This window comes from Streptomyces sp. NPDC058307 (genome assembly GCF_042880295.1).
In the GTDB taxonomy this organism is placed as follows: Bacteria; Actinomycetota; Actinomycetes; order Streptomycetales; family Streptomycetaceae; genus Streptomyces.
Map to the genome: position 1 here is coordinate 13,025 of NZ_JBHVYZ010000039.1, position 24,360 is coordinate 37,384.

The following is a 24,360-nucleotide window of genomic DNA, read 5'->3' on the forward strand; positions in this document are numbered from 1 at the left end:
GGGCGCTGGAGGTCTTCTCCCGGCGGTCCCTCCTGCACGGCGGACGGGTCTGGACCCTCGACGACGTGCGGGGCGACTCGGGTATGCGGCTGTACCGGGCGGTCGCCGGGACGCACTCGATGCTGGCGAAGGACGGGCGGCCGGACCATCGGGTGGAGGTCGACCTGGGGTGAGGGTGCAGCGGGACGGGAGAACACCTCCTGCTCAACCGCTGTACCCGAGGCGCTCGATCCCGGCTGTGGCCTCCGCCGCGGAGGCCGTGTCGCCGAACTCCGTGAACAGGTCGCGGGCTCGGACGTAGTGCTCGTGGGCCTGGGTGAGGTCGCCGCAGTGTTCCAGGGCCGTGGCCAGGCCGAGGGAGGTGTCGGCCCGGAGGCGGTCGGTGCCGGCGTGGGCGGACGGTGTGCCGACCACCCGGAAGGCCGCCGCGGCCTCGGACCAGCGTTCCAGGGCCAGCAGGTCATTGGCCGTCTCGCAGCGCAGGAGGGCCGCGACGAACTCGTTCAGGCCGGGAACGTCACCGGCCCGGGTGCCGAGCAGGGCCCGGTGCAGGGCGAGCGCCTCCTCGGCACGGCCGGACTCGCGCAGCGCGGTGCCGAGGACCCGCTGGGAGACCGCCTTGCCGGTGGAGTCCCCGGTGGTCTCGAAGAGCCGGGTGGCCCGGTCGGCCGCCTCCGCCGCCTCCGCGTGCCGGGCCAGACCCATATAGGCCCCGCTGATGTACGTCCACGCCCAGGCCTGCTGGTCGAGATCACCGGCCTCCGACGCCAACTCCAGGGCCTGCCGGGCGAGTTGCTCGGCCGGCTCGTACTGGTAGGCGCCGACCGAGTGGGCCCAGGCGAGGCAGTTGAGCTGGTGGGCCTCGGCCGCGCGGTCCCCGAGGGCGGCCGCGGACCGGGCGCCGTGGGAGAAGAGGGTCCGCCACTCGGGCCACTCGGGCCAGCGGTCGGAGAACCAGTACAGGGTGCGCGAGGTGTGGAGGATCTCCGCGTGCCGGCCCGCCGCGAACATCACCGGCAGCGCGCCCGCCCAGTGGGCGCGTTCGACGGTCAGCCACTCCTCGGCCTCGTCGGCGGAACCGGGGCTGAAGGGGGCGGGTTCGCCCGCCCACGGCTCCGGCGCGCCCGGCGCCTCGAACAGGCGGCCCGCCGTCGAGGCCGAGCGCAACAGCCAGTCCGCCGTCCGGAGTTGCACCGACAGTGCGGCTTCCTCCTCGTCCCGAAACCGCTCCCGCGCGAAGAGCCGTACGAGATCGTGCAGGGCGTACCGGCCGGGTGCGGTCTCCTCCAGCAGGCCCCGGTCGACCAGCAGGTCGAGGGAGTCCTCGGTGGTGAGCGGGTCCTCGCCGGCCAGGACGGCGGCGAGGTCGGGGCCGGTGCCGTGGCCGGGGAGGAGGGAGAGGCGGCGCAGCAACCGCTGGTGCGGCGGCGTGAGCTGGCCGTAGGAGAGGGCCAGGGCGCTGCGTACGGCGAGGTCGCCGGCCACCAGGCCGTTCAGGCGGCGTCCCTCGTCGGTGAGGTGGTCCACGAGCCGGGCCGGGGTCCAACTCGGGCGGCTAGAGAGGCGGTTGCCGACGATCCGCAGGGCCAGCGGGAGGTGGCCGCACAGCTCGGTCAGCCGGGTGATCGCCTCGGACTGGCCGTCGGTGCGCGGGGTGCCGAGGATCCGTCCCAGCAGCCTCGTCGACTCGCCGCCGCTGAGCCCGCCGAGCCTGATCCGCCGGACGCCTTCGAGACCGGCCAGCGGACGCCTGCTGGTGACCAGCACGAAACTGCCCTCGGCGTCCGGCAGCAGCGGCCTGGTCCGGCTCTCGTCGGCCGCGTCGTCGAGGACGACCAGGGCCCGCCGGCCCGCGAGCGCGGACCGGTAGACGGCTTCGCGGGCGACGGGGTCCACCGGGATCCGGTCCGGGGAGTGCCCCAGAGCCGTCAGCAGGAGGACCAGCGCCTCGGCGGCCGGCAGCGGGGAGTCGCTCATGCCGTGCAGCTGGACACAGACGCAGCCGTCCGGGAAGGCGCCGGACAGGCGTCGTACCGCTTCTGCCGCGAGGGTCGTCTTGCCCTGCCCGCCCGGCCCGAAGAGCACCGCCGCACGCGTGCGTGTGCCGGTGGCCAGGGACTCCAGCTCCGCCAGCTCCTGCTCCCGGCCGGTGAAGTCCGGGACGGTCCGCAGGAGGTACGGCGGCGTCGGCGCCGCGCCGCGTTCCCGGCCGGCGTCGGCCAGCCGCTGTACGCGCTCGCGCTGCTCGTCGTCGAGCCCGAGCGCGGCGGCGAGGGCGTCGACGGTACGGCGCTGCGGACCGCGGCTGCGACCGCGCTCCAGGTCGCCGAGGGCGCGGACGCTGACTCCGGAGGCTTCGGAGAGTTCCTCCAGGGTCAGCCCGGCGGCCCGGCGCAGGGAGCGGAGCGTGCCGCCGAAGGGGGTCGCGGGGGGAGATGTGTGACTGGTCATCATGACAATTAGAACAAGCGCTCTCTACTTCCGCCTGCACTTCTGCCTGGTGGCCTCCGGCGACCCGTGGTGAGCTGGAGACTCCATTTCGAGAGGACGAACCGACATGCCCTACATCACCGTTGGCGAAGAGAACAGCGCGCCGATCGAGCTCTACTACGAGGACCACGGCACCGGGCAGCCCGTCGTGCTGATCCACGGCTACCCGCTCGACGGCCACTCCTGGGAGAAGCAGCTGCCCGCCCTCCTGGAGGCCGGCCACCGGGTCATCACCTACGACCGCCGCGGCTTCGGCCGCTCCTCGCAGCCGACCACCGGCTACGACTACGACACCTTCGCCGCCGACCTCGACAAGGTGCTCACGACCCTGGACCTGACCGACGCGGTGCTCGTCGGCTTCTCGATGGGGACCGGCGAAGTGGGCCGCTACCTGGGCACGTACGGCTCGGGCCGGGTCGCGAAGGCGGCCTTCCTGGCCTCCCTGGAGCCCTTCCTGCTGAAGACCGACGACAACCCGACCGGCGTGGACCAGTCGGTGTTCGACGGCATCCTGGAGGCCGTCACCAAGGACCGGTACGCCTACTTCGACGCCTTCTACCAGGACTTCTACAACCTGGACGAGACGCTCGGCAGCCGGATCAGCGAGGCGGCCGTGCGGGGCAGCTGGAACGTGGCCGCGGGTGCCTCGGCGCACGCGTCGGTGGCCTGCGTGCCGACCTGGATCACCGACTTCCGCGCGGACGTGGCGAAGATCGACGTACCGGCGCTGATCCTGCACGGCACCGGCGACCGCATCCTGCCGATCGACGCGACCGGCCGGCCCTTCCACGCGCTGCTGCCCTCCGCCGAGTACGTCGAGATCGAGGGCGCCCCGCACGGCCTGCTGTGGACCCACGCGGAGGAGGTCACCTCGGCGCTGCTGGCCTTCCTGGCCAAGTAGCTCGCGAGAAGAAGGGGCTCACTCGCGCCCCGAGGCGGCCACCGCCAGCAGGGCCACAAGGCCCGCCGCGATCGCCAGCGGAATCCCGAGGCCGTGGTGGAGCACCAGCCACGCGCCCAGCGCGGCCCCGGCGACCATCGCGACCACGGAGGCCGTACGGCGGGGGGAGCGGGTGCCGGGGCCGCCGCCGGCCCGGGAGTCGGCGGCGAGGCCGGTCAGCGTCATGGTCAGCACGGTCGTCGTCAGGTCAGGGACGCCGAGCCTGCGGACCGTGGCGTTGCGCAGGCCCATGGCGAAGGCCGTGACGGCGATGAGGGTGTAGGCGGTGGCCGTGGCGCCGGGCGCGGCGAAGGCGACCACGGCCGACACCCCCAGGAGCACCGCCTCGGCGGCGAGCGTGAGCCGGGCCCAGGTGCGCCGAGAGCCGGAGCCGAGCCGTGCGGCGATCCGGCCACCCGCCACCGCGCCCACCACGAACGACGCCAGCGAGGTCAGCGTGTGCTCCACCGAGAAGCCGGGCGCCCCGGCCGCGGCGAACCCGAGCACGACCACGTTGCCGGTCATGTTCGCCGTGAAGACGTGTTCGAGGCCGAGATAGCTGACGGCGTCGATCAGCCCGCTGACCACCGTCAGCCCCAGCAGCACGGCCACCAGACGCAGCCCGCGCGCCTCGGGATCGCCTGCCGTCTTCGTGTCGGTGCCGCTCTGTTCGCTCATCGGTTCTCCGGACGGCCGGACGGATGGGGTGCACCCAAGTCCACCACGGTTGCGGGGGATTCTCGGATGTCGGGGCGACCCGCGCGTCCGTAGCGTCCAGGACATGAGTGATGAGACGCGCACATCCTTCGGAACAAGGGCGAGTCGGCGCACGCGGAAGGGGCTCGCCGCAGCGGCGGCCCTGCTGCTCGCCGGGCTCGCGGCGGTCCCGGCGGCAGCGGCCGCCGATGAGCGGACGCAGCAGGCCGGGCGGACGCAGCAGGCCGGGCGCGGTGACCTGGTAGCCGTCACCCCGGTCGCCGACCGGGACGCGGGGGCCGTCCGGACGTTCCTGGACGGACAGGACGTCGCCACCGACTCCGTGCGGTACGGCGTACGGGCCTACCGGCTGACGTACCGGACCATCGATCCGCACGGCGGGCCCACCACCGCGACCGGGCTGCTGACGCTTCCCAAGGGCGGCGGCCACCGCCTCGACCTGGTCTCCGACACCCACGGCACGATGGTCCACCGCGACTACGCGCCCTCGGCGAGCGAGGACTTCGGGCGGGTGCCGTCGTATCTGAACGCCTGCGCGGGCCGGGCCGTGGCCGCCCCCGACTATCTCGGCCTCGGCAGGGGCCCGGGCCGGCACCCGTACATGGACACCGCCTCGTCGGTGAGCGCCTCCCTCGACATGCTGCGCGCCGCCCGGACGGCCGCGGACCGGCTCGGGCGTCCGCTCACCGGGGACGTGTACGTGACGGGCTTCTCACAGGGCGGCCAGGTCGCGATGGCGCTCGGGAAGGCGCTGGACGCGGGCGCCGACCGGCACTTCCGGCTGACGGCACTGGCACCCGTCAGCGGCCCGTACGACGGCGAGGGCCAGGAGATGCCCGCGCTGTTCGACGGCCGGGTCAACGACGTCAGCGGGGTCCTCTACATCTCCTACTGGCTGGTCGCGCAGAACCGTCTGCACCCCCTGTACAAGGACCCGTCCGAGGTCTTCCGGGCGCCCTATGCGAGCCGGGTCGAGGGTCTCTTCGACGGAACCCACGAGCAGGAGGACATTCTCAAGGCGCTCGCGCCCTCGGTGAAGCAGCTGCTCACGCCCACCTTCCATGAGCGTCTGCGGCACCCGTCCGGCGCCGTGCTGGACGCGATCCGCGCCGCCGACCACACCTGCGACTGGAAGCCGGACGTGCCGGTGCGGCTGTACGCCGCTGACGGTGACACCGACGTACCCATCGGCAACACCCGGACATGCGCCCGCACCCTCGCAGGTCAGGGAGCGAGGGTGCGGGTGGTCGAGCAGGGAGCCGTGGATCACTTCGGCTCCCTCGCCGTGTCGGCCCCGCAGGTGGTGCGGTTCTTCGACGGCGTCCGGGGGTGATGCGCGGCGGCTCAGTACCAGCCGTTGGACTGCCAGAAGGCCCAGGCGGCGGTAGGGCTGCCGTAGCGGGAGTTCATGTAGTCCAGGCCCCACTTGATCTGGGTCCTGGCGTTGGACTTCCAGTCGGAGCCGACGGAGGCCATCTTGGAGCCGGGCAGGGCCTGGACCAGGCCGTAGGCGCCGGAGGAGGAGTTCGTGGCGTTGACGTCCCAGCCGCTCTCGTGCTCGACGATCCTGCTGAACGCGTTGTACTGCGCGGCGTTCGGGATCATCTTGTGCGCGATGGCCTTGGCCTGGGCGGACGAGCTGGTCGTGGCCGCCTGGGCCGGCGCCGCGGTCAGGACCAGGCCGGCGGTGGCGGCGGCCATCGCGACGGTGGTGATGGCCTTCTTCGGGGAAGAGATGCGGCGGGCGATACGGGAGACGGACACGGAGAACCTTTTCTTCGGGGACGGTGGTGCCGCTCGCGGTCCCGGGGGACATGCGTCGGCGCCGAGGCCCGTGGGCTTGTCGGCGCCGTGCGACGTCGTCTACAGAAACAGGCTCGGCAGGCGTCCGCAATGACCCCTTTTACTAGTTGTGGCCGAATTGCCGGTACGCCCCATCTGTGTGACCCGGCTCTCAAAGCGCAGGTCAGCGGGGGTACGGGTTGGGTGTTATGTCGGAATTGTTCCTACTGTTCCGGTTAGTAGGTGAGCTGGGTCATGTGGGGCGCCTCACCGCTCGGGCGCCTCGAATGTGACCTGGGCCTCGAAGGCCGCACGACGGGTGGCCCGGCGCAGCCCCCTCAGGAGGGCCGGGCCGAGGGTGAGTGTCAGCACGACGGTGACCAGGGCCCGGCCCAGGTCCCAGCCGAGCGACGTGGCCAGGCAGTAGGCGACGAAACGCGCCAGGTTGGCGGGGACACCGGCATGCGGGTCGAAGGCGATGTCCGAGGCGAGGGCGCCCATGAAGGGCCAGCCGGCCATGTTCATCGCGGTGCCGTAGGCGAAGGCGGCGAGGAAGCCGTAGGCGGCCAGCAGCCGGACCTCCGTACGGGCCCGCGCGCGGGCGGGCACCGGCAGCAGGCCCGCGCCCATCGTGAACCAGCCCATCGCCAGCATCTGGAACGGCATCCACGGCCCCACCCCACCCGTGAGCAGGGCGGACGCGAACATCGTGACGTTGCCGAGCACGAAGCCGAAGCCCGGGCCGAGGATCCGGCCGCTGAGCACCATCAGGAAGAACATCGGCTCGATGCCGGCGGTGCCGGCGCCGATCGGTCTGAGTGCGGCCCCGGTTGCGGCGAGTACGCCGAGCATCGCCACGGCCTTGGGGCCGAGCCCCGACTCCGCGAGCGCCGCGGCGACCACCGCGACGAGGAGGACGAGCAGTCCGGCGAAGAGCCAGGGGGCGTCCTGGGTGTGGGTGCCGACCTGGGAGGTGGGCGGGGCGAGGAAGGGCCACCCGAAGGCGACGACACCCACGGCGCTGACCAGGGCGAGGGTGAGGAGGGAGCGGGGACCGAGGGGGACGGCTCGGGTCGTGACAGGGGGGTGGGCCGTGGCAGGGGATCGGGTCAGTTCAGGGTCCCGGCTCATGACAGGGCCTTCCTCACCTCGGCGACCGTGAGCCACCGCTGAGGGGCGAGGATCTTGCTGACCTGCGGGGCGAAGGAGGGGGAGGACGTGATCACGTCCGTCGCCGGGCCGTCGGCGATCACCTCGCCCTCGGCCAGCAGGACCACCCGGTGGGCGAGTTCGGCGGCGAGCTCCACGTCGTGCGTGGCCAGCATGATCGCGTGACCGGTGGCGGCGAGTTCCCGCAGCAGGTGGACCAGGCGGGCCTTGGCCGCGTAGTCCAGGCCACGGGTCGGCTCGTCGAGCAGCAGGAGGGGCGGGCGGGCGGCCAGGACCACGGCGAGGGCCAGAGCGAGCCGCTGGCCCTCGGAGAGGTCGCGCGGGTGGGTGTCGTCGGTCACGCCCGGCAGGAGCTCGTCGACCAGGGCGCGGCAGGTGCCGGGTGCCGCGCCGGCGTCCTGGTCGGCGGCCCGGCACTCCGCGGCGACCGTGTCGGCGTACAGGAGGTCCCGGGGCTCCTGGGGGACGAGGCCCGCTCGGCGCACGAGGTCACGCGGGGCGGTGCGGTGGGGCTGGGCGCCGCCGACGAGGACAGTGCCCGCGGAGGGCTCCACGAGGCCGACCAGGGTGTTGAGGAGCGTGGACTTTCCGGCGCCGTTGCGGCCCATGAGGGCGATGGTCTCGCCGGGGCGGACGGTGAGGTCGATGTGGTTCAGGGCTCGGATGTGGGCGCGGCGGACGGAGAGGGCGGTGACGTCGGCGACCTGGGGCGTGGTGACAGGGGTGGGGTGCTTGCGGCGGGTGAACCGGCGGACCCGGTGCTCCTGTGGGGCGGTCTCGCCGTCGGCGGCTGCGGGTGCCTGTGCGGCGAGTCGGTCTCGTAGAGGTCCTGCCTGGCGGCGGGCGTTGCGGACCGTCAGGGGTAGCGGGGACCAGCCCGCCAGCCGCCCCAGGTCCACCACCGGCGGATACACCGGGGACACGGCCATCATCTCCGCGGGGGCGCCCAGGAGCAGGCGTGCGCCCGGCGCCGGGAGGAGGGCCACCTGGTCGGCGTACTGGATGACGCGTTCCAGACGGTGTTCGGCCATGAGGACCGTCGTGCCGAGGTCGTGGACCAGGCGTTGGAGGACGGCGAGGACCTCCTCCGCCGCCGCGGGGTCCAGGGCCGAGGTCGGTTCGTCCAGGACCAGGACCCGGGGGTGCGGGGTGAGGACCGAGCCGATCGCCACGCGTTGCTGCTGGCCGCCGGAGAGCGTGGCCAGCGGACGGTCGCGCAGGGGAGCCAGGCCCAGCAGGTCCAGGGTCTCCTCCACCCGCCGGCGCATCACCGCCGGCTGCAGCCCCAACGACTCCATACCGTAGGCGAGTTCGTCCTCCACGGTGTCCGTCACGAAGTGGGACAGCGGGTCCTGGCCCACCGTGCCGACCACGTCGGCGAGTTCGCGGGGCTTGTGGGTGCGGGTGTCGCGGCCGGCCACCGTGACCCGGCCGCGCAGGGTGCCGCCGGTGAAGTGCGGGACGAGCCCGCTGACCGCGCCGAGGATCGTGGACTTGCCGACCCCGGACGGGCCGACGAGCAGCACGAGCTCACCCTCCGGCACCTCGAAGTCGACGCCCTGGACGGTCGGTTCGGGCGCCCCGTCGTACGTCACCCAGACATCCTCGAAGCGGATCACGACGACGGCTCCTTGGGGGCGGGGGCGGGGGCAGGGGCAGGGGCGAGGAAGGCCGGCAGGAGGCCCAGGAGGACCGCCGCAGCCGGCCAGAGAGGGAGGGCGGGCGCGACCAGCGGCACCACACCGGGGTCCAGGGCGGCCGGATCGGTGGCGCTCGCGAGGAACATCCCGGCCGCCACGGCCGCGCCGGAACCGGCGACCAGGAGGGAGCGGGCGGTCCAGCGGTCCGGACGGTAACGGGTGCGCGGGGTGCGGCGGCCGCCCAGACGCAGCCCCGCGAGGGCGGCGGTGAGACCGGCGAGGAGGACGGGAATGCCGTACGTGCCGCCCTCGGCGGTGAGCAGTCCGTACGTTCCCGCGCAGACGCCGAGCAGACCGCCGAGGGTGAGCGCGGTGGTCGTACGGCGGACTCCGGGCGGCACCTCGGCCGTACGGCCGTAGCCGCGGGCGTCCATGGCCGCGGCGAGGGCGACCGAGCGTTCCAACGCGCCCTCCAGGACCGGGAGCCCGACCTGGAGGAGGCCGCGCAGGCCGGTGTCCGGGCGGCCTCTCAGGCGGCGGGCGGCGCGCAGGCGCTGGACGTCGGCGATGAGATGCGGGGCGAAGGTCAGGGCCACCACCACGGCCACGCCGAGTTCGTAGAGGGCGCCGGGCAGGGACTTGAGGAGCCGGTGCGGGTTGGCGAGGGCGTTCGCCGCGCCCACGCAGACGAGGAGGGTGGCCAGCTTGAGGCCGTCGTAGAGGGCGAAGACGAGGGACTCAGCGGTGACCCGGCCGCCCAGGCGGATGCCCTGGGCCCAGTCGGGGAGCGGGAGTTCGGGGAGGGCGACGAGCACATGGGTGCCGGGAACGGGGGAGCCGAGGACGATCGTGAAGAGGAGACGGACGAGGAGGACGGCGAGGCCGAGTTTGAGGAACGCGGCGTACGAGCGGGCCCAGGGGGTGTTCCGGCGGCAGGTCGCCACCACGTAGGCCGAGGTGACGACGAGGAGGGTCAGGAGGAGGGGGTTGGTGGTGCGGGTGGCCGCTATCCCGAGGGAGAGGGACCACAGCCACCAGGCGCCGGGATGCAGGGGCACGGGCTGGACGGGCCGGACGGGTGAGCTACGCGGCATTCCCGCGCCGCCTCGTGCGCCACACCGCCGCCGCTCCCAGCACGGCGATCGCAGCCAGACCCGCGAACAGGCCCACGGACGGACCGCCGTCCGACCCGCTGTCCTCCGGGGCCGTGTTCTTCCCCGCCACCTGCTCGCCGCACCCCGTCTCCGGGTATCCCGCGATCGCGCACAGCAGGGCGTTGGTGTTGTAGCGGAGCGGCCTGGCCACCGTCGCCAGGGCTTCCGCCGTGGTCGCGTCGCGGGGTACCACCGCGCACGCGGTGCGGCTCGCCGGGGGCCTCTCACCGGACGGGGCGTCCGGGGCCGTACCGAAGTCGATGACCAGCGCCACGCGCTTACGGCCGTCCCGCGTCGCCGTGTCCCCGCAGATCGCCGTGAACGACGCCGTCCCGCGGGGCTTGTCCGCGTCCGCCGAGTCCTCGCTCACCGCGAAGCGGAAGCCCTGGACGTCGCCGTCGGAGGGGACCGCGGTCGAGGGGCCCTGGGTGGCGTACGTCCAGGTCGTGCCGGTGCGGTCCCAGAAGGACCAGTAGCGGTATCCGGCGGCGTGGGCCGGGCTCGCGGTGGCCAGGAGGAGGCCCGAGAGGAGGGAGAGCAGGAGTGCCCGCCGGGTCACGGCCGCTTCCTCTTGTTGCGGGTGCTGAGCAGGAAGCCGATGCCCGCGCCGGCGGCGAGACCCGCGCCGACCACCCACCACACGGAGGTGCCGGAGTCGTCCTGGGACGACGCGGCGACCGGCGCCGGGCCCGTCGCGGTCAGCCGCTCGACCAGGTCCGTGCCGCCGAAGTCGCTCGGGTCGGCGCCGCCCGCCTCGGCGGCGAGGATCAGCTGGGCGTATGCCGCCGGGCCGTTCTGCTCGGCCCACTTGGCGGAGTTCCGCTCCAGCCAGGCCAGGGGTTCGCGCGCGGCCCCGGGACCGCCCTGGACGGCGAGGGCGACGACCGCGTCCGCCGTGTTGCCGTAGTCGGGCTGGTCCTCGGCGCCGGGCAGGACGGACTTCAGGTAGCCGCCCTTCGCGACCGCCCCGGCGAGGAAGGAGGCGCCGTTGGCCGCGGCCCGCGCGGGGGAGAGATGCGGTGCGTCGGCACAGGTGGTCTCCCCCTTGGTGGCGGCCCTCGCCGTCGAGAGGCCCGTGCCGCGCGCGGCGACGACAGCCGCCGCCGTCGCATCCGCGTTGGCCCTGAGCTTGCCCTTCTTGTCCGGCTGGTAGGCGAAGGCGCCCCCGTCTGCACACGGCAGGGACAGCTTCAGCAGGGCGTCGTACGGCGACCTGCCGCCCTTGAGGGTCTTGGCAGGGTCGTCACCGGAGGCCTTCAGCGCGCCGATCACCACCGACGTCGAGTTGGCGTCACTGGCCCCGCCGGGCGTATAGCCCCAGCCGCCGTCCTCGTTCTGGACGGACCTCAGCCAGCTCACCGCCTTCGTGACCGCGGTGCCGTGCCCGCCGGCCGCGGACAGGGCCTGCGCGGCGGCGGCCGTGCTGTTGGTGTCGACCATCACCTTGGCGTCGCAGGCCTTGGCCGGGTTCGCGCGGAACGCCGGGAACGCCCCGCTCGCGCACTGCTGCCCGGCCAGCCAGCCGACGGCCGCGGCGGCGGGCTCCGCGTGCACCCGGTGCAGGGCGATGAGCGCGAGCGACTGCCGCCAGACCCCGTCGTACGTGGGGTCGCTGCTGCCGTACAGCCCCGAGGGCAGGGACGGAGTAGGAGACGGTGAGGCGGCGACGGCGGGCGTGGCCGTGCCGATCACGACGGTGGCGGCCAGGACCGCGGCGCTGCGGCGGACGTTCATGATCGGCGGATGCCCTTCTCCCTGCGGGGAGCCGGGCAGCGCGGGAGGACCCCCGGGCGGCTCGGCTCCGTATACCTCGACGGTGCCGCGCACCGGCCGGTCTCCCAGGCCCTCGGGGCACTGGGGGAGGGGGCGTGCCGGAATTGCACCGGCTTCCCCCCGTACGGCATGTGATGACGACCTGGCTACTGTACTCGCCCGTAGGGAAGCGGCTGAGAGCCGGGGGAGCCTCGGGGCCTGCCCTAGACGGCCACGTACGTCACCGGATCGCTCCCCGTCACCGCCTCCGCGTGCCCCAGTTTCACCAGCCGCCGCAGATGCGCCTCGGCCTCCGAGACCGCGATGTTCCGTGATCCGTAGGGGATCTGGTCCCAGGGCCGGTTCCACTCCATGCGCTCGGCGAGCTGCCAGGGGGTGAGGGGCTCGGCGAGCAGCGAGCGCAGGTCGGTGAGGCGTTCCTCGTGGTGGGCGAGCAGCTCCCGCACCCGGGCGCTCGCGTCGGTGAAGACGTACTGGTGGGCGGGGAGGACCTCGGCGGGGGCGAGCCGTCCGACGCGTTCCAGGGAGTCGAGGTAGTCGCCGAGGGGGTCGGTGACGGTGTCGTCGTCGGGGTCCTCGTACAGGCCGATGTGCGGGGTGATCTCGGGGAGCAGATGGTCGCCGGAGAACAGCCGCCCGTGGCCCGCGAGCCGGGCCGGGTGCTCCTCCTCCAGGTGCAGGCAGACATGGCCCGGCGTGTGTCCCGGGGTCCAGATCGCGCGGAGTCTGCGGCCGGGGAGGTCGAGGAGTTCGCCGGGGACGATCTCGCGGTCGGGCAACGCGGGGGAGAAGCCCGGGAGTTGGCGGCGGCGGGCGGTGCGCAGGGGGGCCACGTGGTCCTCCGGGGCGCCCGCTGCCACCAACTTGGCCGTCATATAGGTGAACCAGCGCTCGGCCCGGGTCTCCCGCGTGCGCCGCACGATCGCGGAGTCCGCCGCGTGCATCGCGATCCAGGCGCCGGATACCTCCCGCACCCTGCCCGACAGCCCGTGGTGGTCCGGGTGGTGGTGGGTGATGACCACGCCGTGGACCTCGCCCACGCCGGTCCCGCACGCGGTCAGCCCCTCGGCGAGGGTGTCCCAGGACTCCGGGTCGTCCCAGCCGGTGTCGACCAGCACCGGCCCCCGGTCGGTCTCGACGACGTACACCAACGTGTGGCCAAGGGGATTGTCGGGGATGGGCACCTGGACGGACCGGACGCCGCCGCCATGGTCGTGCACCTGCGCCATGAGTTCCCCAATCACCGGCTTCCCGCCACTATAACTAGAACGAGTTTCGACGGTAGCCCGAGGTGACCAACAGTCGCGCTGTGCGGCCCGTGGACTCCTCCGAGTGGAACTGGTATCAGTTCCGTATCTGATGGTTCGTCAGCAAGCCGCCCCTGGGAGGCGTTCGCCATGACCGAGCTCGTGGAACACGGACAGCTGTTCATCGGCGGGGAGTTGACCGACCCCCTGGGCAAGGACGTCATCGAGGTGATCTCCCCGCACACCCAGGAGGTCATCGGACGGGTGCCGCACGCCTCGCGCGCGGACGTGGACGCGGCGGTCGCCGCGGCCCGCACCGCCTTCGACGAGGGACCCTGGCCGCGGATGTCGCTCGACGAGCGCATCGAGGTCGTCACCAGGATCAAGGACGCCATCGCGGTACGGCACGAGGAGATCGCCCGCGTGATCTCCTCCGAGAACGGCTCCCCGTACTCCTGGAGCGTCCTCGCGCAGGCCCTCGGCGCGATGATGGTCTGGGACTCGGCGATCACGGTCGCACGGAACTTCACGTACGAGGAGACACGCGACGGAGTCCTCGGCCGCATCCTCGTGCGCCGCGAGCCGGTCGGGGTCGTGGCCGCCGTAGTGCCGTGGAACGTCCCGCAGTTCGTCGCCGCCGCCAAGCTCGCGCCCGCGCTGCTCACTGGCTGCACGGTCGTCCTCAAGCCGTCGCCCGAGTCACCGCTGGACGCGTACATCCTGGCCGAGATCACCAAGGAGGCCGGGCTGCCGGAGGGCGTCCTGTCCATCCTCCCGGCCGACCGCGAGGTCAGCGAGTACCTGGTCGGGCACCCGGGCATCGACAAGGTCTCCTTCACCGGGTCGGTGGGCGCGGGCAAGCGCGTGATGGAGGTCGCCGCCCGCAATCTCACGCGCGTGACCCTGGAACTGGGCGGCAAGTCGGCGGCCGTGGTCCTCCCGGACGCGGACGTCGAGGCGGCCGTCGCCGGGATCGTCCCGTCCGCCTGGATGAACAACGGACAGGCCTGCGTGGCCCAGACCCGCATCCTGCTGCCCCGCTCCCGCTACGACGAGTTCGCCGAGGCCCTTGCCGCGGCGGCGAATTCACTGGTCGTCGGTGACCCGCTCGACCCCGCCACCCAGGTCGGCCCCCTGGTCGCCGAACGCCAGCAGCGCCGCAACCTCGACTACATCAGGATCGGCCAGGAGGAGGGCGCGAAGATCCTCACGGGTGGCGGGCGTCCGGCGGGCCTGGACCGCGGCTGGTACGTCGAGCCGACGCTCTTCGGCGACGTCGACAACTCGATGCGGATCGCGCGCGAGGAGATCTTCGGCCCGGTGATCTGCCTCCTGCCCTACGGCGACGAGTCCGAGGCCGTGAAGATCGCCAACGACTCCGACTACGGCCTCTCCGGCAGCGTGTGGACGGCCGACGTCGAGCGCGGCATCGAGGTCGCCCGGCAGGTCCGTACCGGCACGTACAACGTGAACACCTTCAGCCTCGACATGCTCGGCCCCTTCGGCGGCTACAAGAATTCCGGTCTGGGAAGGGAGTTCGGACCGGAGGGCTACGGCGAGTACCTGGAGCACAAGATGATCCATCTGCCGGCCGGCTGGGAGGGGTGAGAGCCATGGGGGACCGCTGGCACGTCGAGGTCGACCGCTCCCTGTGCATCGGCTCCGCCCAGTGCGTCCACACGGCCCCGGACGGCTTCCGCCTGGACACCGCCCGCCAGTCCCACCCGGCCGACCCGGACACCGACGCCAACGAGAAGATCCTGGCGGCGGCGGAGAACTGCCCGGTGGAGGCCATCACGATCACGCTGCTGGAGAGCGGGGAACCCGTGTTCCCGCCCGAGGAGTAGAAGTCGAGAAAATCTGGTTTGAGAGGGTTCATTCCAGGGCGAGCGTTCTATTCTGGACATAGGCCTACGAGGCGAGTGAGGGAGTCCGACCGAAGTAGCCGACTCAGGCGAGATGTGAAGGCTTCCGCCAGGGCCGACGTCGACGGTAGGGCTGAGAGGCCGGAGAGCAGCGGGAAGGCTCGACGGCGACCCCGAGAACCTGATCCGGACCATACCGGCGAAGGGAACCCGCCCCGTAGGTCCCTCCTGTGCTCCCCGCCGGTGTGAGGGCTTACGCTCCTGCGGTCGTCGTCCGGACATCGCAGGGGTGGGCAAGGGTGGACAAGTCCGAGGCCAGGAAGCTGATCAAGCAGGCGCGTGCCGCCTGGGACGCCGAGGAGTGGCTGAGCGCCGCCGAACTGTACGAGCGGGTGCTCGCGCATTTCCCGGACCTTGAGTCGAGCGCGGTGTGGTGGTACGACGCCGCGCTCGCCCACAAGTTCCTGCGGAACTGGGCCAAGGCGTACGAGCTGGGCAAGGAGGCCGCGGCCCGCTCCCCGCGTGGGAAGGGCGACCCGGCGTACTGGAACCTCGGCATCGCGGCCACCATCCAGCGCGACTGGGCGACCGCGCGGGACGCCTGGGCCGGCTTCGGCATCGAACTCCCGGACGGGCAGGGGCAGATCGAGGCCCGCCTGGGGTACGCCTGCGTGCGTCTCGACACCGGCGGTGAGCGCGAGGTCGTCTGGATCGAGCGGCTGTGCCCGACCCGCGGCCGCGTCGTCAGCGTGCCCGTCACGGGCGGACGGCGCTACGGCGAGATCGTCGTCCACGACGGCGAACCGAAGGGCGAGCGGACCGTCGAGGGCTCGGCCTACCCCGTCTTCGACGAACTCCTGATCTTCGAGGCGTCCCCGCTGCCCACCCTGGAGGTCACGGTGGCCGCGGGCGAGGCCGCCGACCTGGAGGCACTCGTCGAGCTGTTCACCGGCCACGGCTTCGGCGCGGAGCCCGCGAGCAGCGTGCGCATGCTGTGCGCCTGCTGCAGCGAGGGCACCCACGCCCAGGAGCGTGCCGTCGAGGCGGGCGCCCAGCAGGTCTCCCTCGCCGCCCCCGAGGAGGAGGCCCGGCGGCTGCTGGAGCGGTGGGCGGCGAAGACGGTGACCGGACGGAGCTGGAGCGGGCTCGCGGCCGTCGGCTAGCGCCGGGGCAGGCGACGTTCGCCCGGTCGCGACGCTGGGCACTCCCCCAGCCTTCGGCCGGGGGGACCCCCAGAGCAGGGGCCCGGACGCCGCTCGTCAACGGGCCGACGTCACGTGCCGGGGTGCTGGGCCCGGGGTTCCGTGAGGTCGATCAGTCGGCACACCGTCTCGATGTCGATCTTCACCTGGGCGATGGAGGCGCGGCCCGAGAGCCAGGTGATCAGGGCCGAGTGCCAGGTGTGCTCGATGACCCGGACCGCGGAGAGCTGCTCGGGCGTCGGGTGCTCGAGGCCCATGGCGTCCAGGACGATCAGCGTGGTCTGGTGGGAGACCTGGTCGACCTCCGGGCTCACGCTGCGGTCCGCGAAGGTCAGCGCGCGGACCATCGCGTCGGCCAGGTGCGGTTCGCGCTGGAGCGCGCGGAAGGCGCGCATCAGGGTCTCCGCGACCCGCTCGGCAGCCGTCTCGCCCTGCGGCGGCTTCTTGCGGAGCGTGCCGTGCATGTGTTCCAGCTGGTCCTGCATGGTGGCGACCAGCAGATGGATCTTGGAGGGGAAGTACCGGTAGAGGGTGCCGAGTGCGACCTGCGAGGACTCCGCGACCTCCCGCATCTGCACCGCGTCGAACCCCCCGCGGCTCGCCAGCTGTGCGCTCGCGTGCAGGATGCGGCGGCGCCGGGCCTCCTGCCGCTCGGTCAGCGGTGGCGCGGCGGGTCGCGCGGTACTGGCTTCCATTCCGGCCGGCTTGGCCACCTTGTCCACCTTGGGTTCCGTGACAGTCCGTGAGGGCTCGCGATCACACAGCATGGCAGGATGCCGGGCCGGTGCGCGGTCGCGGAGTTCGTGGCGTGAATCACCTGATCCACCGCTCACAGGGCCCCTACCTGCCGGTAGATTCAGAGCCTCCTGAACGATCAAGTCTGAAACTTGTTCTAGATTACCGTCTCGTCGTAATCTCGCGGGACAGTGCAGTCAGAAGGGGGCCCAGAGTGACCGCTGAGGCCAGTCAGGCCGGGGTCTTCGAGGACCCTGCCGCCGACGGCGAGCGACCGCTCCGTATCGCGCTCCTCACCTACAAAGGGAACCCGTTCTGCGGCGGTCAGGGCGTCTATGTACGGCACCTCTCCCGCGAGTTGGCCCGCCTCGGCCACCGCGTCGAGGTCATCGGCTCCCAGCCGTACCCGGTCCTCGACCCCGGGTACGACGGTCTGAGCCTGACCGAGCTGCCGAGCCTGGACCTCTACCGCTCCCCGGACCCCTTCCGCACCCCGAGGCGCGACGAGTACCGCGACTGGATCGACGCCCTGGAAGTCGCCACGATGTGGACCGGCGGCTTCCCGGAGCCACTCACCTTCTCCCTGCGGGCCCGACGCCATCTCCGGGCCCGCAGCGGTGAGTTCGACGTGATCCACGACAACCAGACACTCGGCTACGGCCTGTTGGGCGACGTCGGCGCACCGCTGGTGACCACCATCCACCACCCCATCACCGTGGACCGGCAGCTGGAGCTGGACGCGGCCGAGAGCCGGTGGCAGCGGCTGTCCAAGCGCCGCTGGTACGCCTTCACCCGCATGCAGAAGCGGGTGGCCCGCCGCCTCCCCTCGGTCCTCACCGTCTCCGGCACCTCCCGCCAGGAGATCGTCGACCACCTGGGCGTCCGCGACGACCGGGTCCACGTCGTCCACATCGGCGCCGACACGGACCAGTTCTCGCCGGATCCGTCGGTGCCCGTGGTGCCGGGCCGGATCGTCACGACGTCCAGCGCGGACGTCCCCCTCAAGGGCCTGGTCTTCCTCGTCGAGGCGCTGGCGAAAGTGCGCACGGAACACCCCGGGGCGCACGTGGTCGTCGTCGGCAAACGACCCACGGAGGGCCCGGTCGCGGTCGCGATCGAGCGCTACGGCCTCGAAGGTGCCGTCGACTTCGTCAAGGGCATCTCCGACGCGGAACTGGTCGACCTGGTCCGCTCGGCCGAGGTCGCCTGCGTGCCGTCGCTCTACGAGGGCTTCTCCCTCCCGGCCGCCGAGGCGATGGCCACCGGAACCCCGCTGGTCGCCACGACCGGCGGCGCGATCCCCGAGGTCGCAGGGCGCGACGGCGAGACCTGCCTGGCGGTACCGCCGGGGGACCCGGGCGCGCTGGCGACCGCCCTGAGCCGTCTCCTGGGCGACCCGGACCTGCGGGCGCGACTCGGCCGGGCCGGACGTGAGCGGGTGCTGGCGAAGTTCACCTGGGCGAAGGCCGCGGAGGGCACGGTGTCCCGGTACCGCGAGGCGATCGCCGGCTCCGCCACCACGCTTCCCGGCCGCTCCGCGGCCTCCCGGGGTGCCGCACCCCAGACCACAGACACCGGTGTCTATCCCGAAAGCAGGGCCACGTGCTGACCGTCGACTTCTCCAGGTTCCCGCTCGCGCCGGGCGACCGCGTCCTGGACCTCGGCTGCGGGGCCGGCCGGCACGCGTTCGAGTGCTACCGGCGCGGCGCGCAGGTCGTGGCCCTGGACCAGAACGCCGACGAAATCCGTGAGGTCGCCAAGTGGTTCGCGGCGATGAAGGAGGCCGGGGAGGCGCCGGAAGGGGCCACCGCCACGGCCATGGAGGGGGACGCCCTCGCGCTGCCCTTCCCCGACGAGTCCTTCGACGTCGTGATCATCTCCGAGGTGATGGAGCACATCCCCGACGACAAGGGCGTACTCGCCGAGATGGTCCGGGTGCTCAGGCCCGGCGGGCGGATCGCCGTCACCGTCCCGCGCTACGGCCCCGAGAAGGTCTGCTGGGCCCTGTCCGACGCCTACCACGAGGTCGAGGGCGGCCACATCCGCATCTACAAGGCGGACGAACTGCTCGCGAAGATCAGGGAAGCCGGGCTGAAGCCCTACGGCACCCACCACGCGCACGCCCTGCACTCCCCGTACTGGTGGCTGAAGTGCGCGTTCGGCGTCGACAACGACAAGGCGCTGCCGGTGCAGGCGTACCACAAGCTGCTGGTCTGGGACATCATGAAGAAGCCGCTGGCCACCCGGGTCGCCGAACAGGCGCTCAACCCGCTGATCGGCAAGAGCTTCGTGGCCTACGCGACCAAGCCCCACCTGCCCCGGGTGGACGCCAAGTGACCACTCCCCGGACAGAACACCTCGTCCTGCCCGGGGTCCTCACCGCCGAGCAGGCCGCCGCGACCGTCGCCGGAATCCTGGCCGCGCAGCGCGAGGACGGGGCGATCCCGTGGTTCCGCGGGCACCACCTCGACCCGTGGGACCACACCGAGGCCGCGATGGCACTGGACGCCGCCGGCGAACACGAGGCGGCCGAGCGGGCCTACGCATGGCTCGCACGGCACCAGAACGAGGACGGATCCTGGTACGCCGCCTACCAGGACGGGGACTTCACGGAGGTCACCGACCGCGGGCGCGAGACCAACTTCGTCGCCTACATAGCCGTAGGAGTCTGGCACCACTACCTGTCCACCGGCGACGACATGTTCCTCGACCGCATGTGGCCGACGGTGTACGCGGCGATGGAGTTCATTCTGGAACTCCAGCAGCCGGGCGGGCAGATCGGGTGGAAGCGGGAGGACGACGGCCGGGCCCTCACCGACGGGCTGCTCACCGGGTCCTCCTCCGTCCACCACGCGCTGCGATGCGCGCTCGCGATCGCCGAACAGCGTGAAGAGCCCCAGCCCGACTGGGAGTTGGCGGTCGGCGCGCTGCGGCACGCGATCCGCCGGCACCCCGAACGCTTCCTCGACAAGGACCGCTACTCCATGGACTGGTACTACCCGGTCCTGGGCGGCGCGTTGACCGGCGCGGAGGCCAAGTCCCGTATCGAGGAAGGCTGGGAGCGGTTCGTCGTACCCGGCCTCGGGGTGCGCTGCGTCGTCCCCAACCCGTGGGTCACCGGCGGCGAGTCGGCCGAACTCGCCCTGGCCCTGTGGGTCATGGGCGAGTCCGACCGGGCCCTGGACATCCTCCAGTCGATCCAGCACCTGCGGGACGCGGAGAGCGGGCTGTACTGGACCGGGTACGTGTTCGAGGACGGGGCGGTGTGGCCGCGGGAGCTGACCACCTGGACGGCGGGCTCGCTGCTGCTGGCCGTCGCCGCGCTGGGCGGCCACGAGGCCACGTGCGCGGTGTTCGGCGGGGAGCGTCTGCCGCTGGGCCTCGACCCGGACTGCTGCGCCTGAGAACCCGGCCGGGCCCCCGTGACGGTGGGCCCGGTCAGGCCTCAGTGGAGATGGGCCCGGTCAGGCCGTCAGTGACGGTGGGCCCGGTTGGCGATGGCGTGGCCCACGAACAGGTAGACGACCGCTGCCAGGCCGTAGCCCGCGACGACCCGGGCCCAGGCCTCGTCGAACGTGAACAGGTCGTAGGACCAGCCGGCGAGCCAGCGAGCGGCGTTGTGGATGAACTGCACGAAGTCGTTCGCACGGTTGGCGTCCAGCAGGTACATCAGGATCCACAGGCCCAGGATGAGGGCCATGATGTCGGCGACGACCGCTATGACCGTCCCGGCGGAGTTGGCACCACGGCGCGTATGAGTGGACATGGTGTTCGAATGGCCTCGAATTCTCCGGCGAAACCTGCCGTCATGGCGTGCGTCACGCGTTGAGCTCCGCCAGCACCCGCAGCGACTCCCGGTCCGGGGCCAGCGCCAGCAGGTCCGTCACTGGCCCCTTGCGCCACGACTCCAGCCGCTCGGCGATGCGTTGACGCGGTCCGACCAGGGAGATCTCGTCGGCGAACGCGTCCGGCACGGCGAGCACGGCCTCCTCGCGGCGGCCCTCCAGGAACAGCCGCTGGATCATGCGCGCCTGCTCCTCGTACCCCATGCGCGCCATCAGATCGGCGTGGAAGTTGCGGGCCGCGTGACCCATTCCCCCGATGTAGAAGCCCAGCATCGTCTTGACCGGCAGCAGCCCCTCGGTCACGTCGTCGCAGACCCGCACCTGGGCCATGGGAGCGATGAGGAAGCCCTCCGGGGCCTCGGCGAGCGAGGCCTCGTACACCTCGGGCCGGTTCGGCGACCAGTACAACGGCAGCCAGCCGTCCGCGATCCGGGTGGTCTGGGCGACGTTCTTCGGACCCTCGGCGCCCAGCAGGATCGGCAGATCGGCGCGCAGGGGATGGGTGATGGGCTTGAGCGCCTTGCCGAGCCCGGTGCCGTCCGGGCCCCGGTAGGGGTGGGAGTGGAAGCGGCCGTCCAGCTCGACCGGCGCCTGACGCCTCAGCACCTGCCGTACGACGTCGACGTACTCCCGGGTCGCGGTCAGCGGTGACTTGGGGAACGGGCGGCCGTACCAGCCCTCGACGACCTGCGGCCCGGACAGTCCGAGGCCGAGCATGACCCGCCCGCCGGAGAGATGGTCCAGGGTGAGGGCGTGCATGGCGGTCGTGGTCGGGGAGCGGGCCGCCATCTGCGCAACCGCCGTACCCAGCCTGATCGTTGACGTCCGCGCCGCGATCCAGGTGAGCGGCGTGAACACGTCCGACCCCCACGACTCGGCCGTCCACACCGAGTGATAGCCGAGCCGCTCCGCCTCCTGGGCCAGCGGCACATGGTCGGGAGAGGGGCCGCGGCCCCAGTAGCCGAGCGCAAGGCCGAGTCGCACAACGCCTCCTGACGGTACGTCAGATCTTCGGGAGCGCTCGCGAATGTACGGCAACGGCCCCCCGCCCGGAAGGGGCGAGGGGCCGTCTACGAGCTCGAAGACCGCGAGGACCGGGTCAGCCGCGCTGGATGCCGCTCGTGTCCTGCAGCACACCGCGCCGACCGTCCTGCGTCTGGGCGACCAGAGCCGGACCGCGCTGCTCGACGGCCAGGTACCAGGTACCCGGGGCGAGTTCGGCGATCGGCGTCGGCGAACCGTCCTCCGCGAACAGCGGACGCGGCACCGGCACCGCGAACCAGAACGGCGAGAACTCCGCGGCCGGCGGCTGCGGGGCCTGCGCCTGGGGCTGCGGCTGCTGCGGCTGCGCGCCGAAGGGCTGCCCCGGCTGCGGCTGACCGCCGTACGGCTGCTGGCCCTGCTGTCCCGGATACCCCTGCTGTCCCGGCTGCTGGGCGCCCGGGTAGCCGTAACCACCGGGCGGCTGGGCGCCGTAGGGCTGCGGCTGGGGCGGCTTGGGGGCCGGGACGAGACCGGCCTGGAGGGCGGGGACGAGGGGAGTGGCGACGGCGGCCGCGGCCATGACCAGGGTGGCGACGAGAGCGAGGATCAGACCGACGCCGGCGCTGACCGTGCTCGAACTGGAGCCGTAGTCCGCGGCGCTCAGCGGGTCGAAGACGTTCCCGAGCGCGCTCCAGGCGGCGAAGACCGTGAACGCGACGCCCACCTGGCCGAGGTCGAGGCCCGCCACCTTGGGGAGTTGCGGCAGGCCGCGCGACAGAACGACGAGGGCGGCGCCGATGATGCCCGCGAGCACCACCCCCATCACGACCGGGCCGCTCGCCCAGGCGGTGGGAAGGTCGGCGTCGTCGGGAGCGCCGTCGACCGAGTACAGATCAAGGAACGACGCGATGAACAGCAACACCGCTGCACCGATCACCACGCCGTCGCCTCGTGTGAGGGAGCGGATATTCACTTCAAGTCCTTCGTAGGTCGTCTCGTCGTCGGTAGACCCTATCGTCCGCCCGGCGGAGCGTACGACGGGATCTGCGCGCTGATCGTCACCCGCGCAGGAAACTCACCAATCCCTCAGAGATTCCTTGCGCGGCCTTCTGTCGCCAGGCCCCGCTCGTGAGCAGGGCCGCGTCCTTGCTGTCGCGCATGTTGCCGCATTCGATGAACACCTTGGGAACCTTGGAGAGGTTGAGGCCGCCCAGGTCCGTGCGGGTGTCGAGGCCGGTGCCGTGACCGATGTAGTTGGAGGGTGCGGTGCCCGTCACGTGTCCGAAGTCGTGCGCGATGCTCTTGCCGAGTGCGGCGGAGGGGGCGACGATCCGGCGGGTGTCGGCGATGCCCTTGTCGACGCGGCCCGGGAGGATCACGTGGTAGCCGCGCTGCCCGGCGCCCGCGCCGTCCGCGTGGATCGACACCACCGCGTCCGCCTTCGCCCTGTTGCCGATCCTGGCTCGCTCGTCCACACAGGGGCCGTAGGGCCGGTCGCCGTCCTGTGTCAATTTCACCGTCGCGCCCTGCTTCTCCAGCAGTGTGCGCAGCCGGTGGGCGACGTCGAGGGTGAACTTGGCCTCCGCGTAACCCGAGTTGGTGGACGTCCCCGTGGTGTCGCACTCCTTGCGGTTCGTGCCGATGTCCACCTTGCGGTTGATCTCGGCCGGGTGCCGGAAGTTGGTGAGGTTGTGCCCGGGGTCGATGACGACGACCTTGCCCCGGAGCGAGCCGAGCGGCTTCTTGTCCTCGACGGTGGTGGAGGAGACGGTCGGCGACGCCTTGGTGGACGCGGCCGTCGTCCCGTTGTTGTCGGCCGCCCCGCTCACCCCCGCGTACACCAGCCATCCGAGCAGCGCGCCCGGCACGAGCACGGCGAGAGCGAGGGTCAGCGGCCGGCGCCGGGGGCGGCGGGGCTGGGGGGAACCGAATTCAGGGCCTGCGTACGACACGTCTGTGACTCTAACCGTGCTCTCGGATCCCCGCCCGCACGCGACGCAACACCCGCAGCGAGTCGGTCGCCGAGACCTCCGTGAAGGCGCCGGAGGCGAGGGCCCGGAGGTAGATCCGGTAGGGCGCCTGCCCGGTGAACTCGTCCTCCGGCTCGGGGAACACGTCGTGGATGACGAGCAGCCCGCCCTCGGCCACGTGCGGGGCCCAGCCCTCGTAGTCGGCGTTCGCGTGCTCGTCGGTGTGACCGCCGTCGATGAAGACCAGGCCGAGCGGGGAGCCCCAGATCTTCGCGATCTGCGGAGAACGGCCGACCAGGGCGACCACGTGCTCCTCCAGTCCGGCCCGGTGCAGGGTCCTGCGGAAGGTGGGCAGCGTGTCCATCAGCCCGAGCTCGGCGTCCACCGTCTCCGGATCGTGGAACTCCCACCCGGGCTGCTGCTCCTCGCTGCCGCGGTGGTGATCGACGGTCAGCGCGGTGACCCCGGCCTCGCGGGCCGCGTCCGCCAGCAGGATCGCGGACCGGCCACAGTACGTACCGACCTCCAGGAGCGGCAGCCCGAGCCGCCCGGCGTCCAGAGCGGCCGCGTAGAGGGCCAGTCCCTCACCCAGGGGCATGAACCCCTTGGCGGCCTCGAAGGCGGCGAGGATCTCGGGCTTGGGTGCGGCCGCGGCCATGGGGTTCCTCTCGGTCGTACGGGTGGTCAGACGTCGTACGACCGCCATCCCGCCGTACGCCCCTCCGGACGCCCCATGCTGCCGCACCTGCCGGCCTTCGGGGGACAGGGGGTGGGGAACGCACTGCCCAGGCGCGTGATCGGACTGGGCGCCGTCGGTCCTACGTCCTTCCGGGCGCCCCCGACGGT

The 24,360-nt window shown here is 72.3% G+C and carries 23 protein-coding genes; 8 read left to right on the top strand and 15 right to left on the bottom strand.

Features of this window, described 5'->3' with window-relative positions; all coding sequences use genetic code 11:
- Positions 1–204: 204 nt before the first annotated feature.
- Complete coding sequence (locus ACFVYN_RS25830) at positions 205–2,451, bottom strand: ATP-binding protein (RefSeq protein ID WP_390002265.1); 2,247 nt, start codon at positions 2,449–2,451, stop codon at positions 205–207.
- A 106-nt stretch (positions 2,452–2,557) separates the two neighbouring features.
- Here ACFVYN_RS25830 and ACFVYN_RS25835 point away from each other — a divergent pair, with 106 nt between their 5' ends.
- Positions 2,558–3,391, top strand: a complete 834-nt coding sequence (locus tag ACFVYN_RS25835; protein ID WP_031060425.1) for an alpha/beta fold hydrolase — start codon at positions 2,558–2,560, stop codon at positions 3,389–3,391.
- Between the two features lie 18 nt (positions 3,392–3,409).
- Here ACFVYN_RS25835 and ACFVYN_RS25840 read toward each other — a convergent pair whose 3' ends face one another.
- Positions 3,410–4,108, bottom strand: a complete 699-nt coding sequence (locus ACFVYN_RS25840) for a YoaK family protein (RefSeq protein WP_390002267.1) — start codon at positions 4,106–4,108, stop codon at positions 3,410–3,412.
- Between the two features lie 103 nt (positions 4,109–4,211).
- Here ACFVYN_RS25840 and ACFVYN_RS25845 point away from each other — a divergent pair, with 103 nt between their 5' ends.
- Positions 4,212–5,480: an alpha/beta hydrolase gene (locus tag ACFVYN_RS25845; RefSeq protein ID WP_390002269.1), complete on the top strand. Its 1,269-nt coding sequence runs from the start codon at positions 4,212–4,214 to the stop codon at positions 5,478–5,480.
- An 11-nt stretch (positions 5,481–5,491) separates the two neighbouring features.
- On the opposite strand, the gene ACFVYN_RS25850 is transcribed toward ACFVYN_RS25845, so the two are convergent.
- The 7 genes from ACFVYN_RS25850 to ACFVYN_RS25880 form a co-directional block, all read right to left on the bottom strand.
- Positions 5,492–5,911 (bottom strand): transglycosylase SLT domain-containing protein, encoded by a 420-nt coding sequence (locus ACFVYN_RS25850; protein WP_390002271.1) that lies wholly within the window; start codon positions 5,909–5,911, stop codon positions 5,492–5,494.
- A 285-nt stretch (positions 5,912–6,196) separates the two neighbouring features.
- Positions 6,197–7,060: an ECF transporter S component gene (locus tag ACFVYN_RS25855; protein WP_390002273.1), complete on the bottom strand. Its 864-nt coding sequence runs from the start codon at positions 7,058–7,060 to the stop codon at positions 6,197–6,199.
- Positions 7,057–8,718: an ABC transporter ATP-binding protein gene (locus ACFVYN_RS25860; protein WP_390002275.1), complete on the bottom strand. Its 1,662-nt coding sequence runs from the start codon at positions 8,716–8,718 to the stop codon at positions 7,057–7,059. The genes ACFVYN_RS25855 and ACFVYN_RS25860 overlap by 4 nt, the downstream gene beginning before the upstream one ends.
- Positions 8,715–9,833 carry a CbiQ family ECF transporter T component gene (locus ACFVYN_RS25865; RefSeq protein WP_390002277.1) on the bottom strand — a complete coding sequence of 373 codons (1,119 nt, stop codon included), beginning with the start codon at positions 9,831–9,833 and terminating at the stop codon, positions 8,715–8,717. The genes ACFVYN_RS25860 and ACFVYN_RS25865 overlap by 4 nt, the downstream gene beginning before the upstream one ends.
- Entirely contained in the window at positions 9,823–10,452 is a 630-nt protein-coding gene (locus ACFVYN_RS25870) for an SCO2322 family protein (protein WP_390002279.1), read from the bottom strand. Before ACFVYN_RS25870 ends, ACFVYN_RS25865 begins: the two co-directional genes overlap by 11 nt.
- Positions 10,449–11,627, bottom strand: coding sequence for a prenyltransferase/squalene oxidase repeat-containing protein (locus ACFVYN_RS25875; RefSeq protein WP_390002349.1), 1,179 nt, complete (start codon positions 11,625–11,627; stop codon positions 10,449–10,451). Before ACFVYN_RS25875 ends, ACFVYN_RS25870 begins: the two co-directional genes overlap by 4 nt.
- Before the next feature lie 242 nt (positions 11,628–11,869).
- On the bottom strand, positions 11,870–12,895 hold the full coding sequence (locus ACFVYN_RS25880) for an MBL fold metallo-hydrolase (RefSeq protein ID WP_390002281.1): 1,026 nt from the start codon (positions 12,893–12,895) through the stop codon (positions 11,870–11,872).
- 168 nt (positions 12,896–13,063) lie between these two features.
- On the opposite strand from ACFVYN_RS25880, the gene ACFVYN_RS25885 reads away from it, so the two are divergent.
- The 3 genes from ACFVYN_RS25885 to ACFVYN_RS25895 all read left to right on the top strand — a co-directional run bounded on the left by ACFVYN_RS25885 (position 13,064) and on the right by ACFVYN_RS25895 (position 15,941).
- The gene (locus ACFVYN_RS25885) at positions 13,064–14,521 is read left to right on the top strand and encodes an aldehyde dehydrogenase (RefSeq protein WP_390002283.1); all 1,458 of its coding nucleotides are present in this window, start codon (positions 13,064–13,066) and stop codon (positions 14,519–14,521) included.
- Between the two features lie 5 nt (positions 14,522–14,526).
- Positions 14,527–14,760: a ferredoxin gene (locus ACFVYN_RS25890; protein WP_352383305.1), complete on the top strand. Its 234-nt coding sequence runs from the start codon at positions 14,527–14,529 to the stop codon at positions 14,758–14,760.
- A 317-nt stretch (positions 14,761–15,077) separates the two neighbouring features.
- On the top strand, positions 15,078–15,941 hold the full coding sequence (locus ACFVYN_RS25895; RefSeq protein ID WP_390002285.1) for a tetratricopeptide repeat protein: 864 nt from the start codon (positions 15,078–15,080) through the stop codon (positions 15,939–15,941).
- A gap of 110 nt (positions 15,942–16,051) precedes the next feature.
- Here the strand turns inward: ACFVYN_RS25895 and ACFVYN_RS25900 are convergent, their stop codons facing one another.
- On the bottom strand, positions 16,052–16,675 hold the full coding sequence (locus tag ACFVYN_RS25900; protein ID WP_390002351.1) for a TetR family transcriptional regulator: 624 nt from the start codon (positions 16,673–16,675) through the stop codon (positions 16,052–16,054).
- Positions 16,676–16,929: 254 nt separating this feature from the next.
- Between ACFVYN_RS25900 and ACFVYN_RS25905 the strand changes: the two genes are divergently transcribed.
- Genes ACFVYN_RS25905 through ACFVYN_RS25915 form a run of 3 tightly spaced genes read left to right on the top strand, consistent with a single transcriptional unit; the run spans position 16,930 to position 20,119 of the window.
- Positions 16,930–18,324 carry a glycosyltransferase family 4 protein gene (locus ACFVYN_RS25905; protein ID WP_390002287.1) on the top strand — a complete coding sequence of 465 codons (1,395 nt, stop codon included), beginning with the start codon at positions 16,930–16,932 and terminating at the stop codon, positions 18,322–18,324.
- A complete protein-coding gene (locus tag ACFVYN_RS25910) occupies positions 18,318–19,052 on the top strand; it encodes a class I SAM-dependent methyltransferase (protein ID WP_390002289.1) in 735 nt (244 codons plus the stop codon). Before ACFVYN_RS25905 ends, ACFVYN_RS25910 begins: the two co-directional genes overlap by 7 nt.
- Positions 19,049–20,119: a prenyltransferase/squalene oxidase repeat-containing protein gene (locus ACFVYN_RS25915; RefSeq protein WP_390002291.1), complete on the top strand. Its 1,071-nt coding sequence runs from the start codon at positions 19,049–19,051 to the stop codon at positions 20,117–20,119. Before ACFVYN_RS25910 ends, ACFVYN_RS25915 begins: the two co-directional genes overlap by 4 nt.
- Positions 20,120–20,187: 68 nt before the next feature.
- On the opposite strand, the gene ACFVYN_RS25920 is transcribed toward ACFVYN_RS25915, so the two are convergent.
- From ACFVYN_RS25920 to ACFVYN_RS25940, 5 genes are all read right to left on the bottom strand, one after another.
- Positions 20,188–20,481 (bottom strand): hypothetical protein, encoded by a 294-nt coding sequence (locus ACFVYN_RS25920; RefSeq protein ID WP_390002293.1) that lies wholly within the window; start codon positions 20,479–20,481, stop codon positions 20,188–20,190.
- A 52-nt stretch (positions 20,482–20,533) separates the two neighbouring features.
- Complete coding sequence (locus ACFVYN_RS25925) at positions 20,534–21,544, bottom strand: LLM class F420-dependent oxidoreductase (protein WP_390002295.1); 1,011 nt, start codon at positions 21,542–21,544, stop codon at positions 20,534–20,536.
- Between the two features lie 115 nt (positions 21,545–21,659).
- Positions 21,660–22,517 carry a hypothetical protein gene (locus ACFVYN_RS25930; RefSeq protein WP_390002297.1) on the bottom strand — a complete coding sequence of 286 codons (858 nt, stop codon included), beginning with the start codon at positions 22,515–22,517 and terminating at the stop codon, positions 21,660–21,662.
- A gap of 85 nt (positions 22,518–22,602) precedes the next feature.
- Positions 22,603–23,496: an N-acetylmuramoyl-L-alanine amidase gene (locus ACFVYN_RS25935; RefSeq protein WP_390002298.1), complete on the bottom strand. Its 894-nt coding sequence runs from the start codon at positions 23,494–23,496 to the stop codon at positions 22,603–22,605.
- Positions 23,497–23,506: 10 nt separating this feature from the next.
- Positions 23,507–24,172 carry a class I SAM-dependent methyltransferase gene (locus tag ACFVYN_RS25940; RefSeq protein WP_390002352.1) on the bottom strand — a complete coding sequence of 222 codons (666 nt, stop codon included), beginning with the start codon at positions 24,170–24,172 and terminating at the stop codon, positions 23,507–23,509.
- Positions 24,173–24,360 lie beyond the last annotated feature (188 nt).